Origin of the sequence: Mesorhizobium sp. M0340 (assembly GCF_040321535.1) — a bacterium.
Taxonomy (GTDB): Bacteria; Pseudomonadota; Alphaproteobacteria; order Rhizobiales; family Rhizobiaceae; genus Mesorhizobium.
Map to the genome: position 1 here is coordinate 1 of NZ_JAMYRR010000034.1, position 12,140 is coordinate 12,140.

The following is a 12,140-nucleotide window of genomic DNA, read 5'->3' on the forward strand; positions in this document are numbered from 1 at the left end:
CGAATTGCTCGACGATGGCTCCATCGAAATCACGTTTGCCTATCACAACGGCGATGAGGTCATCCTCAAGGCCGCGCGACATACTTCTTCAACAGCCTGCTAGTCCAGGTCGATGCTCCTGAGTACTCGGGTCGGAGCGTCGAAGTTTGCAATCGCTCGCGCTCCTCGATCTTCCGACGGATCGCCGGCGCCAGCGCATCTCAACTCAATCAGTGGGACCATGTCAGTGGAAGTCGGCAGCTGGCTCCAACCGCTCGGCCCTGCAACATCAGCAACGGGTCGGAAAGCGCAAAAGCTCTAACGAGCGTGAAGGTCAAATTAAACATTGAAAGCTAATGTTTCCTCATCGGGTCGACCCGGGAACCTGAAATGGCACTTGAGGAATCGCCTATTGGCTTTTTTCCGCGCTAAGTTCGGCGGCATCAAGGAAGTCGTCTTTTCGTCGGCAAATATTCCGGCGGCGATCGCGCTTGTCGTCATACTTATCAGCGCAGCGTTCGCGGAGCACCAGAACAAAGTCGTCTCGGACCAGGCCGTCCGTGCGGACGTGCTGACCAAGGTCAATCTCATCCGCGCCAAGCTCGAAGGCAATATCAACGGAAACCTTCAACTCGTGCGTGGATTGGTCGCCGCGGTCGTGACCGAGCCTTATATGGGACAGCAACGCTTCGCCTCGCTGGCGAGCAATCTGTTTGGCGCCGACTCGCAATTGAACAATATTGCCGGCGCGCCCGATCTGGTCGTTTCCCTGATGTACCCGATGGAAGGTAACGAGCAGGCGATGGGCCTGGACTACCGCAAGAACGAGCGGCAGCGTGCGGCTGCGCTAAGGGCGCGAGACGAACGCAAGCTGGTGCTTGCCGGTCCCGTCGAGCTGAAGCAGGGAGGACAGGGCTTCATCGGCCGCTTTCCGGTTTTCGTGCCGAGCGCGGGCAACACGGAAAGGTTCTGGGGCATTATTTCCGCCGTTGTCGACGTGCAGCGCCTTTACAAAGCGAGCGGCATGCTTGACGACGATCTCGGGATCGACATCGCGCTGATCGGCAGGGACGCCCTCGGTCACCGAGGTGGTCAATTCTACGGCAATGAGGAGATCAGCAAAAGCGATCCGGTGACGGCTGACGTTTTGCTTCCTTCCGGCTCGTGGCAGCTCGCTGCCATTCCCAAGAACGGCTGGCCTTCGACGCCAAGTAACGCATGGTTGTTGCGCGCGATCATGGCGACGGCCGGGGCCTTGGTTGTGTTCCCTTTCCTGGTCACTGGTCGTCTGATAGGCGAAAGACAGCGCAATTATGCGGAATTGCGCCGATTGTCACGACGCCTTGAACTCGCTCTGGAAGCTTCGGCTATCGGGGTTTGGGAACACGATCTCGCGACCAACGAGCTTACATGGGATGAACGCGTCAATGAAATATATGGCAAACCAGCGGGGGAGCACCGGGGCTACACAGACTGGGCGGGAGCGATCCATCCAGATGATCTGGCTGGCGCCAACGCAGATTTCGACACGGCGGTGGCCAGCGGACGACCATATTTGTCGGAGTACCGGATTGTGCGCCCGAATGGCGAGGTCCGTCATGTCCGGTCCAAGGCGATCCTTTACCGGGCCACAAACGACACCCCAAAAATGATCGGCGCGGAATGGGACGTGACTGCCGACGTCCTGCTGAACATGGATCTGGTTCGCGCAAAACAGCTGTCGGAGTCGAAAAATGCAGAACTCGAGTCGGCTAAGGCGCGCATAGAGCACATTGCGCTTCATGACTCGCTGACCGGCTTGCCCAACCGGCGTTACCTCGACCAGGTACTGGAAGACTACGCGGCAAACGCCAGGCGCTCAGGCGGGCGTGCGGCACTGCTTCACATCGATCTGGATCGGTTCAAGCACATCAACGATACGCTGGGCCACGCCGCCGGTGACGCGATGCTGGTTCACGCGTCGACTGTCCTCAGATCGAAGGTCGGCGACGAAGGATTCGTCGCCCGCATCGGAGGAGACGAATTCATCGTTCTGTGCGTGGTACGCGACGATACCAAGCAACTGGCGCTGCTTGCCGATCGGGTCATCAGCCAGATGCGCGAGCCCGTCTATTATCAGGGCCACCGGTGCCGTTTTGGCGTCAGCGTGGGTATAGCTGTCGATAACGGAAAAGATGTCGAAGCCAAACACCTGCTGGTGAACGCAGATATCGCGCTTTACCGAGCAAAGAGCCGTGGGCGCAATCGATACGAATTCTTCACTGACGCGATGCAAAGCGAAATCGTCGATACAAAACGGATTGCCGACGAAATTCTCGGCGGCCTCGAGCGCAACGAGTTCATCCCGTTCTACCAGCCCCAATTTGACGCAAAGACGCTCGAAATCGTTGGGGTTGAGGCGCTGGCGAGGTGGCAACATCCAGTAAAGGGTATTTTGGCGCCCGACATCTTCCTGAGGATTGCGGAAGAACTGAACGTCGTCTCGATCATCGACCAAGCCATATTGAAGCAATCGCTTGCGGATTTCGAAGAGTGGTCCGCTGCAAAACTTAACATTCCACGGGTGTCGGTCAATGTCTCGGCGAGGCGCCTTCAAGACGAGGAGCTTATCAAGAGCCTGCGAGAACAAGATATCAAGAAAGGAACAGTTTCGTTCGAGCTTGTTGAGTCGATTTTCCTGGACGAGAACGACGATCTCGTCACGTGGAACATCGAGCAAATAAAAGAACTGGGGATTGACATCGAAATAGACGATTTTGGTACCGGCTACGCTTCGATGGTCAGTTTGCTGAAGTTGCAGCCGCGCCGGCTGAAGATAGATCGGCAGCTGGTCACCCCAATCGTCAAATCGCCGCAGAGAAGGCAGGTTGTCTCGTCGATCATCGAAATCGGCAAATCGCTGGGTATCGAGGTCGTGGCGGAAGGCGTCGAGACGATGCAGCACGCACGGCTACTCAAGGACCTCGGCTGCGACATATTGCAGGGTTATGCCTTCGGCCACCCGTTCGACTCCGAGGGACTTAAGACATTTGTCCGATCGCGGCGCCTGCGCACGGCCAGCTGAGCCTCGGCGCCAGAATTTATCGAGCCGACCGCCTTGACGTTGCGGTACATAGGCGCACAGCGGACAAAGCTGAAAACAACGCCAAACCTCAGATCAGCAGCAGGCCCTTCATGCTGGAGTGGCCTTTCCTGCCGATGATGATGTGGTCGTGAACGGCAATGCCAAGCGGTTTGGCCGTCTCTATGATCAGCTTGGTCATCTCGATGTCGGCGCGCGACGGCGTCGGGTCTCCCGACGGATGGTTGTGTGCCAGAATGATCGCCGTGGCAGAGAGCTCCAGGGCGCGCCTGACCACCTCGCGCGGATAGACCGGTGTGTGGTCGACGGTGCCGACCTGCTGCACTTCGTCGGCGATCAGCGCGTTTTTCTTGTCGAGGAACAGGATGCGGAACTGCTCGCGCTCCTCGAAGGCCATCACCGACCGACAGTATTCGAGAACCTGCGTCCAGGTCGACAACAGCTCGCGACCGGCGATCTCGCCGCGCGCCATGCGCTGCGCCGTTGCCGCAACCACCTTGAGGTCGAGCGCCACCGCCGGGCCGATGCCCTTCACTTCCTGCAGGCGCTCGACGGGCGCGCCGAGGACCTCGGCCAATGTACCGAAGCGTGCCAGCAAGGCCTTGGCGACCGGCTTGGTGTCGGCGCGCGGGATCAGCCGGAACAATAGAAGCTCGAGCAGTTCGTAGTCGGGGAGGGTGTTGGGACTGGCGGCGAAGCGCTCGCGCAAGCGGTCGCGATGGCCGAGATAATGCGGCTTGTCGGCGGCCACCGCCTTCGCGGGCGATCGCACCGGCCTTTCGGGAAAGAAGGCCCGCTCGTCGTCGTCACCGTTCATGGCTGCCCCACCCAGCATTTGCCGGGCACGGTAACGCCCCGATCTGCCAGACACTAGGCCCGCAGGCCGGGGCGGTCGAGGTTTTTTGGCGACAGCGTGAAGATCTCGCAGCCGGTCTCGGTGACGCCGATCGTGTGTTCGTACTGCGCCGACAGCGAACGGTCGCGCGTCACCGCGGTCCAGCCGTCCGACAGCACTTTCACATGCGGCCGGCCGAGATTGATCATTGGCTCGACGGTGAAGATCATGCCCGGCCGCATCTCGACGCCTTCGCTGGCGCTGCCGTAATGCAGGATATTCGGCGCGTCGTGAAACAGCCGGCCGACGCCGTGGCCGCAGAAATCGCGCACCACCGAGCAACGCTCGGCTTCGGCATAGGTCTGGATGGCGGCGCCGATGGCGCCGGTGCGGGCGCCCGGCTTGATTGCCGCGATGCCGCGCATCAGGCACTCATACGTGACTTCGAGCAGCCGCTCCGCGGCACGCTTGATCGTGCCCACCGGATACATGCGCGAGGAGTCGCCATGCCAGCCGTCGAGTATATAGGTGACGTCGATATTGACGATATCGCCATCCTTCAACGGCTTGCTGTCGGGTATGCCGTGACAGACGACGTGGTTGATCGAGGTGCAGGATGATTTCGTGTAGCCGCGGTAGTTGAGTGTCGCCGGAAGCGCGCCATGGTCCATGCCGAACTCGAAGACGAAGCGATCGATCGCTTCGGTGGTGACGCCGGGCGCCACCATCGATACCAGTTCGTCGAGGCAGCGCGCGGTGAGATCGCAAGCGCTGCGCATGCCGATAAAGCCTTCCTCGTCGTAAAGACGGATCTGGCCGGTGTTTCTGAGCGGTGCCGTGGCGGCGTCGAGATAGGTGACCATTTTTATCCGTCTTGCAGGGATGCGAGGGCTGGATGAGCCCCCGCCAGAGAAATCTCCCCAGATTTGGCACTGGAAGGCGCAAGGTTCAAGGACGAACTGCCGGCGACGGTCGAGGACCTGCGATATTCACGCCAGGGGGCGTCCTCCTTTGCCTGTAGCGGCCTAATGCTTCCGCCGGGTTCATTGGTTACCGCAGTGACGACACATTTCTAGGCAAGAAGTCGGCCCAAGCATGAAGCCGCCACGGCAACTTTTTATGCCGAACGATGTTGCTGCGGGGGTGTCGGTTCGGGAGAGGTCGAATGGACAGACTGCAATTTGCGGTGCCGGTGCGTATCGCGCCTGTGCCCGGCCAGCCGGTCGAGGAAATCTACAGTGTCGAGCAGGCGCTCGATTTGCTGCAAACGTGGCCGGTTCGCCGGAAGGGGCCAACCTACCAGGCCGCGTTCAATGCCTGTTTTGGCGCCACGGTGGACATCGTCGAGACCGAAGACGCATGGCGGGCCTTCATGGCCTTTTGCCGGGTGAGCGGCCTGCTTGCCAGGGACATGATGGTTCCTCCGCGCAAGCGCGGCGGCGAGGCGAGGGGACTGCGGGCGTAGGGAGCCGTCGACACAATCCGCAGTCTGTCTTCGCCCCTTTGCTGACACCCCCTCAGAGTGGGTAGGGTCCAGCCACGCTTGCCAGCATCACGCTGGCGATAGACATATGCCAAGTTGAAATTGCTGGTACGCCCAAGGGGAATCGAACCCCTGTTACCGCCGTGAAAGGGCGGTGTCCTGACCGCTAGACGATGGGCGCGCTCAGATGTGAGCGCTTATAGTTGCGTCGCGGCAAACCGGCAACCCGTCTGCCGCCGGCTGCGACAACTTTTTTCCTTTGGCTCCAAACCGCGTCTTTCCGACAGCCAAGCTGGTTTTGCGGCATGATGTAGCGTCGCCGAGCGAACTTCGCAGTGGCCGAAGAACCTCTCCCTAACCGCGCCTGCGGCAACGCCAGTTCCAGTCGCGCTCGGGGCCGACATCGACATGGACGGATACGGTGTGGCAGTAGGTGCCGACGCCGCCGCGGCCCGGCATGGTGCGGATGTAGCTCGCCAGTTCCCACTTCGAGACGCCGGGGACCTGGATGTCGGCGGCGGCGCAGTACATGTGCAGCGAATTCTTGGCGCCGTTGGCGCGGCGGTTGCGGGCCGGATCGCGATAGCCGGAGGTGACCGTCATCTTGCGGCCGTAGTGGCCTTCGATCGTCTTCAGCACGCGAACCAGCGACGGCTTCAAGCAGGCGACATCGACACTTTCGTTCTGTTTCAGGAGGCCGTTGGGCGCCAGCCGGGCAAGACCGGCGGCGGAGGCGACCTGGTAGGCGCCACCCGAACCTTCGTCTTCGTTGAGATCGACGTCGCTCTCATCGTCGAGGCCGGATTTGCGCTTGATCTCGAACAGCGCCGTCTGGCGCACGCCCGGCAGCGCATCGGCCGTGAAATGGCTGGTATCGCCGGTCGACACCAGCTGCACCGGTTTTTCAGCCGGATTGGCCGAGGCCAGGGTAACGGTGGGTTTTGCCGCAGGCGTCGCCTTGGCCTGCACGACCGTTGCCTGCCCGCCCGATCTGCTGTTGGCCGGCGATGCTGCCGAAGCGGGGGTGGCGCTGAACAGCGAGGCCAGGAAGTTTTTCTTCGGTGCGTAGGCCTGTGGCTGCGGCATCTCGCCGGCGGTTACATAGACCGGGTTGTTCGTCGCCGCCGCGGCGGCCTTGGCGTCGGGCTTCGATGCATCAGCACTGTTCTGTGCCACGGCCTGTTCGGCCGTCTGGGCGTTTGGTTGCAGCGGCTGCGGCGTCTGTCCCGCGATCGTTTCGGCTGCCGTTGGAACGGCGATCGGGAAGCCGGCATCGGGCTTGGCCCCTGGCTTGGCTATTGGCACATAGGCGACCTGCTCGGGAAGGTTGGCGTCACCCTCGGCATTCATCGTCATTTGTGCGGATGTCATCTGCGACGATGATGCGGCCGTGCTGGCCTGGGGCGCACCGGCGGCCGTGCTGATTTCGGTAGCCGAGGTATTGTAGCCTGGCATGCCGACCGACATGGTCGGGTCGCCGGCCGAGGTGCAGGACGCCAGGAGCACCGAGAAAAGCGCCGCCACAATGGCGCGGCTTTCTCCCTTCGCGAGGCGCGATCCTGCTGATCTCAAAACAAAATTCCCCCTCGATATCCGACCGGTTCGTCATTGGCGCGGCGCCGAAACGTCTCGTCGAATGACCCTTGTTCCCCGAACCGGAAACGAGACCTGTGTCAAATCTGCAAGCCTCAAAGTAATTTGGCGGCTAGAGGATGAATCAAGGCTGCTCAGGGTTGACGGCACCATTTCGCCCGCTTTTGGCGGCGCGTCAACTCACCACACATTACAGATGGTTACACGCGCACCTTGACATAGGTGCCGGGGGCTTCGCCTAGAACTTGCATGTGCTCGCCCGGTTTGCGGGCCGGAACGCGGGTATTGTCCTTGGCTTCGATCCAGCGTTGCCAGTGCGGCCACCAGGAACCGGGGTGGGCTGTGGCCCCGGCGAGCCATTTGTCAAAGTCGCCGGCCGGCTTGCCGCCGGTCCAGTATTGATATTTCTGCGCCGCCGGCGGATTGACGACCCCGGCGATGTGGCCGGAGCCGGCCATGACGTAGTCGACCTCGCCGCCGAAATATTTCGAGCCGAGGAATACCGATAGCGCCGGCGCGATGTGGTCCTCCTTAGAGGCGAGGTTGTAGACCGGAATGGTAACGTCCTTCAGCGAAACCGTGCGGCCCGCCAGTTCCATCATGCCTTGCGAGAGCCTGTTCTCGAGATAGCAATTGCGCAAATAGAAGGAATGGTTGGCAGCGCCCATGCGGGTCGAATCGGCATTCCAGTAGAGCAGGTCGAAGGGCAGGGGATCCTTGCCGCGCATGTAGTTGTTGACGACATAGGGCCAGATCAGGTCGCCCGAGCGCAGCATGTTGAAGGCGGTCGCCATCTTGGTGCCGTCGAGATAGCCTTTCTCGTTCATCGCCTTTTCGACGGCCGCGACCTGCTCCTCGTCGACGAACACTTTTAGATCGCCGGCATAGGTGAAATCGACCTGGGTGGTGAAGAAGGTGGCGGATTTGATGCGGTGGTCGCCTTCCTGCGCCATCAGCGCCAGGGCCGCCGCCAGAAGCGTGCCGCCGACGCAATAGCCGATGGCGCTGACTTGCCTTTCGCCGGTCGCCTTCTCGATCGTGTCGAGGCCGTATTGCAGGCCCTCCCTGATATAGGCCTCCCAACTCTTGGCGCCGTGCCGCTCGTCCGGGTTGATCCAGGAGATTACGAACACGGTGTGGCCTTGCTCGACGGCCCAGCGAATGAAGGATTTTTGCGGGTTGAGGTCGAGGATGTAGTACTTGTTGATCCATGGCGGGCAGATCAGCAGCGGCCGTTTGAGCACGGTGTCGGTAGTCGGCTCGTATTGCAGGATTTCGGCGACGTCGCTGCGGCCGACCACCTTACCCGGCGTGGCGGCGAGATTCTTGCCGATCTCGAAGGGCGAATAATCTGCCTGCCGCAGCTTCAGGTCACCCTTGCCCGCGGCGATGTCCTCCGCAAGCATCTTCATGCCGCGCACCAGGTTTTCGCCGTTCGAGGCGACAGTCTCGCGAAACAATTCCGGATTGGTCAGGATGAAATTCGACGGCGAGATGGCATTGGACACCTGCTTGACATAAAAGCCGGCCTTGTGGCGGGTATGCTCGTCCAGGCCGTCAGCGTGCTCGACCAGTTCGGCCGCCCAGCGCGAGGTGACCAGATACGCCTGTTTGAGGAAATCGAAGAAGGCGTTGCGGCCCCATTCCGGGTCCTGGAAACGCTTGTCGCCGCGCTCGGGCTTGACCGCATCCTCGGCGTCCTCAGCGCCGGCGCCGACGCGCTGGACAGCATTGGCCCAGACGGTCATGTAGCCGGAAAACAGCCGCGTTTGCGCCTCCAGCGCGCGCTGCGGGTCGGAGAGCCAGTACTCGGTGAGCTTGGAGAACGTCTTCACCATGTCGACGACCGGTTCGGCGACGTGATCGCGTACCTCGCCCTTTTCCCGCGGCTCGGCCCATGCCGAGGCGGCTTTGCCGGCCTGCTCGATCATGCGGGCCATGTTCAGAGCGAAGCGTTCCGGGTCCTTCACCAGATATTGCTCGACGGTCGAAGGTTGGTCATCTTCCGCTTTGCCCGAATCGGGTGTTTTGGCCATGGTTCGCGGGGTTCCTCCCGAAGCGTTTTGTTGACATATTACCATGGGATATCGAACAGGGTCCAATGTGCTCTAACCCGGCCGCCAGGAAAACAATATGACGATTAATATTGGCAAGAACGTTTTTTCCGGCACTGGTCGTTTTTGCCGCATGGCGCTCGTCATGTTGGCGATGGCCGGTTGCACGAGCAGCAACATGGAAGGTGCGGCGCCCGCCACCGGCCTTGTCGGAGCGAAGGACACCGGTTCCTATCCGAACCTGAACATCCGGCCGCAGGTGGCGGCCGAGCAATTCACCGACGAGGAAAAGAACGCCAAGCTCGCCCAACTGAAGGCCGAGAAGCAGAGCCAGGCCGCCAAGGGCGGCGGCGTCAAGGTTGCGGACCAGGCAGCGCTGGACCAGCTGGCAAAAAAACACGGCGCCGAGGCGCTGAAGCAGATCGAAGGCAAATGCGACCCCGCTCTCGACCCTAGTTGCAAATAAGCTTATACGCGCGACCGCAACCTCACTGTCTGGAACTGCCATGGAAGAATTTCACAAGGTCCGCCGGCTTCCGCCCTATGTCTTCGAACAGGTCAACCGGCTGAAGGCCAGCGCCCGTTCGCGCGGCGCCGACATCATCGATCTTGGCATGGGCAATCCGGACCTGCCGACGCCCAAGGCCATCGTCGACAAATTATGCGAGGTGGTGCGCGATCCGCGCACGCACCGATATTCGTCGTCGCGCGGCATTCCGGGTCTGCGCCGTGCACAGGCCAACTACTATGCCCGCCGCTTCGGCGTGAAGCTCGACCCGGACAGCCAGGTGGTGGCGACGCTCGGCTCGAAGGAGGGCTTCGCCAATATGGCGCAGGCGATCACCGCCCCCGGCGACGTGATCCTGTGCCCCAATCCGACCTATCCGATCCACGCCTTCGGCTTCATTATGTCGGGCGGCGTCATCCGCTCGCTGCAGGTCGAGCCGGACGACGGCTTTATCCCGGCCCTGGAGCGCGGCATCCGCCATTCGATCCCGAAGCCGCTGGCACTAATCCTCAATTATCCGTCCAACCCGACGGCACTGGTCGCTTCGCTCGATTTCTACAAGGAGGTGGTGGCCTTCGCCAGGAAGAACGACATCATCATCCTATCGGATCTTGCCTATTCGGAGATTTATTTCGACGGCAATCCGCCGCCTTCGGTGCTGCAGGTGCCGGGCGCCATAGACGTCGCCGTCGAGTTCACCTCGATGTCGAAGACCTTTTCGATGCCGGGCTGGCGTATGGGTTTTGCGGTCGGCAATGAACGGCTGATCTCGGCGCTGACGCGGGTGAAATCCTATCTCGACTACGGCGCCTTCACGCCGATCCAGGTGGCGGCGGCGCATGCACTGAACGGCGACGGCGCCGACATCGCCGAAGTGCGCGACGTCTACCGCAAACGCCGCGATGTCATGGTCGACTCCTTCAGCCGTGCCGGCTGGACCATTCCCGCACCGGCGGCATCGATGTTCGCCTGGGCGCCGATCCCGGAGCCGTTCAAGCACCTGGGCTCGCTTGAATTCTCCAAGCTCCTGATCGAGCACGCCGACGTCGCGGTGGCGCCGGGCGTCGGCTTCGGCGAGCATGGCGACGATCACGTGCGCATCGCGCTGGTCGAAAACGAGCATCGGATCCGGCAAGCGGCGCGCAACATCAAGCGCTTCCTCGCATCCAGCGCCAAGCAGCCGAATAACGTCGTACCGCTCGCCGCGCATCGCTGATCTTATACACATCGACCGAATTGTTGAGGGGCGTCGCCGGACATGGCTGAAGCGTTGCGTGTTGGAATTGCCGGCCTCGGCACCGTCGGTGCGTCTGTGGCCCGTGTGCTGCGCGACAAGGCGGCCGAACTGACGCGGCAGTGCGGACGCGACATCGTCGTGTCAGCCGTTTCGGCGCGCGATCCCAAGCGCGACCGCGGCGTTGATCTTGGCACAGCACGGTGGTTCGACGACGCCGTCAAGATGGCGCAGACCGCCGAAATAGATGTCTTCGTCGAGCTGATCGGCGGCGACGAAGGAGCGGCACGATCATCAGTGAAAGCCGCGCTCGAGGCCGGCCGTCACGTCGTCACCGCCAACAAGGCACTGCTTGCCAAGCACGGCGTCTTACTGGCCGAGATCGCAGAAAAGAGGGGTGTGCTGCTCAACTACGAAGCGGCGGTGGCAGGCGGCATTCCGGTCATCAAGACGATGCGCGAGGCGATGGCCGGCAATTCGGTGACCCGCGTTTTCGGCATCCTCAACGGTACCTGCAATTATATTTTGACGCGCATGGAAGCCGAGGGTCTGTCCTTTGATGCCTGCCTGAAGGATGCGCAACGGCTGGGCTATGCCGAAGCCGACCCGACCTTCGACATCGAGGGCCACGACACCGCACACAAGCTATCGATCCTGACCAGCCTTGCCTTCGGCACGAAGATCGCCGCCAACGATATCTACATGGAGGGCATCTCCAACATCAGCCAGGCCGATATCCGTGCGGCCGGCGATCTCGGCTACCGGATCAAGCTGCTTGGCGTCGCCCAACGCACCGAAAGCGGCATCGAGCAGCGCGTGCATCCGACCATGGTGCCGACGGCCTCGGTCATCGCGCAGGTGCACGGCGTCACCAATGCGGTGGCCATCGAGACCGACATCCTCGGCGAATTGCTGCTCTCCGGCCCCGGTGCCGGCGGCAACGCCACCGCATCGGCGGTGATCGGCGACATTGCCGACATCGCTAAAAGCCGGCCTGGCTTCCAGCATGGTCCGGTTTTCGGCCGGCCGGCGAAGGAGCTCAAGCCCTATAAGAAGGCGCAGATGCGCAGCCATGCCGGCGGTTATTTCATCCGGCTGACCGTGCACGACCGCCTCGGCGTCTTCGCGGCAATAGCCAAGCGCATGGCCGACAACGACATTTCCCTGGAATCGATCGTCCAGCATGCCGCCGGGCCGGAAACCGAGGCACAGAAGACCGTCATCCTGGTGACCCACGAGACGACCGAGGCGGCGGTGCGCAAGGCCGTCGACGGCATCACCAGGGACAGCCTTCTGACCGACAAGCCGCAAGTCATCCGCATCGAGCGGGCCGGATAGAAGTCTCACATTTTGCCTTTAATCGATTGATATT

9 protein-coding genes and 1 tRNA gene are annotated in these 12,140 nt (G+C 61.5%); 5 read left to right on the forward strand and 5 right to left on the reverse strand.

Going from position 1 to position 12,140, the window contains the following annotated elements:
- The first annotated feature begins 463 nt into the window (after nt 1-463).
- Nucleotides 464-3,043 (forward strand): bifunctional diguanylate cyclase/phosphodiesterase, encoded by a 2,580-nt coding sequence (locus tag NKI79_RS29865; protein WP_352806732.1) that lies wholly within the window; start codon nt 464-466, stop codon nt 3,041-3,043.
- 88 nt (nt 3,044-3,131) lie between these two features.
- Here NKI79_RS29865 and radC read toward each other — a convergent pair whose 3' ends face one another.
- Nucleotides 3,132-3,878, reverse strand: a complete 747-nt coding sequence (gene radC / locus NKI79_RS29870) for a RadC family protein (protein WP_352650918.1) — start codon at nt 3,876-3,878, stop codon at nt 3,132-3,134.
- 53 nt (nt 3,879-3,931) lie between these two features.
- The gene (map, locus tag NKI79_RS29875; RefSeq protein ID WP_352806686.1) at nt 3,932-4,759 is read right to left on the reverse strand and encodes a type I methionyl aminopeptidase; all 828 of its coding nucleotides are present in this window, start codon (nt 4,757-4,759) and stop codon (nt 3,932-3,934) included.
- A 302-nt stretch (nt 4,760-5,061) separates the two neighbouring features.
- Between map and NKI79_RS29880 the strand changes: the two genes are divergently transcribed.
- Complete coding sequence (locus tag NKI79_RS29880) at nt 5,062-5,361, forward strand: DUF982 domain-containing protein (RefSeq protein ID WP_352704499.1); 300 nt, start codon at nt 5,062-5,064, stop codon at nt 5,359-5,361.
- A gap of 124 nt (nt 5,362-5,485) precedes the next feature.
- On the opposite strand, the gene NKI79_RS29885 is transcribed toward NKI79_RS29880, so the two are convergent.
- From NKI79_RS29885 to phaC, 3 genes are all read right to left on the reverse strand, one after another.
- Nucleotides 5,486-5,560, reverse strand: a tRNA-Glu gene (locus NKI79_RS29885).
- 173 nt (nt 5,561-5,733) lie between these two features.
- Nucleotides 5,734-6,846 (reverse strand): YcbK family protein, encoded by a 1,113-nt coding sequence (locus NKI79_RS29890; protein ID WP_352806735.1) that lies wholly within the window; start codon nt 6,844-6,846, stop codon nt 5,734-5,736.
- 326 nt (nt 6,847-7,172) lie between these two features.
- Complete coding sequence (phaC, locus tag NKI79_RS29895) at nt 7,173-9,008, reverse strand: class I poly(R)-hydroxyalkanoic acid synthase (protein WP_352806689.1); 1,836 nt, start codon at nt 9,006-9,008, stop codon at nt 7,173-7,175.
- Between the two features lie 97 nt (nt 9,009-9,105).
- On the opposite strand from phaC, the gene NKI79_RS29900 reads away from it, so the two are divergent.
- The 3 genes from NKI79_RS29900 to NKI79_RS29910 are packed head-to-tail and all read left to right on the forward strand — an operon-like array spanning nt 9,106 to nt 12,106.
- Nucleotides 9,106-9,492 (forward strand): hypothetical protein, encoded by a 387-nt coding sequence (locus NKI79_RS29900; protein ID WP_352806692.1) that lies wholly within the window; start codon nt 9,106-9,108, stop codon nt 9,490-9,492.
- A gap of 40 nt (nt 9,493-9,532) precedes the next feature.
- On the forward strand, nt 9,533-10,750 hold the full coding sequence (locus tag NKI79_RS29905; protein WP_254818358.1) for an LL-diaminopimelate aminotransferase: 1,218 nt from the start codon (nt 9,533-9,535) through the stop codon (nt 10,748-10,750).
- Nucleotides 10,751-10,792: 42 nt separating this feature from the next.
- Nucleotides 10,793-12,106 carry a homoserine dehydrogenase gene (locus NKI79_RS29910; RefSeq protein WP_254818359.1) on the forward strand — a complete coding sequence of 438 codons (1,314 nt, stop codon included), beginning with the start codon at nt 10,793-10,795 and terminating at the stop codon, nt 12,104-12,106.
- The last annotated feature ends 34 nt before the right edge of the window (nt 12,107-12,140 follow it).

Excerpts from the sequence above, each read along its gene's own strand:
- phaC (WP_352806689.1), bottom strand. The coding sequence starts at position 9,008 with ATGGCCAAAACACCCGATTCGGGCAAAGCGGAAGATGACCAACCTTCG.
- NKI79_RS29910 (WP_254818359.1), top strand. The coding sequence starts at position 10,793 with ATGGCTGAAGCGTTGCGTGTTGGAATTGCCGGCCTCGGCACCGTCGGT.
- NKI79_RS29890 (WP_352806735.1), bottom strand. The coding sequence starts at position 6,846 with ATGTCGGTCGGCATGCCAGGCTACAATACCTCGGCTACCGAAATCAGC.
- radC (WP_352650918.1), bottom strand. The coding sequence starts at position 3,878 with ATGAACGGTGACGACGACGAGCGGGCCTTCTTTCCCGAAAGGCCGGTG.
- NKI79_RS29905 (WP_254818358.1), top strand. The coding sequence starts at position 9,533 with ATGGAAGAATTTCACAAGGTCCGCCGGCTTCCGCCCTATGTCTTCGAA.
- NKI79_RS29900 (WP_352806692.1), top strand. The coding sequence starts at position 9,106 with ATGACGATTAATATTGGCAAGAACGTTTTTTCCGGCACTGGTCGTTTT.
- map (WP_352806686.1), bottom strand. The coding sequence starts at position 4,759 with ATGGTCACCTATCTCGACGCCGCCACGGCACCGCTCAGAAACACCGGC.
- NKI79_RS29880 (WP_352704499.1), top strand. The coding sequence starts at position 5,062 with ATGGACAGACTGCAATTTGCGGTGCCGGTGCGTATCGCGCCTGTGCCC.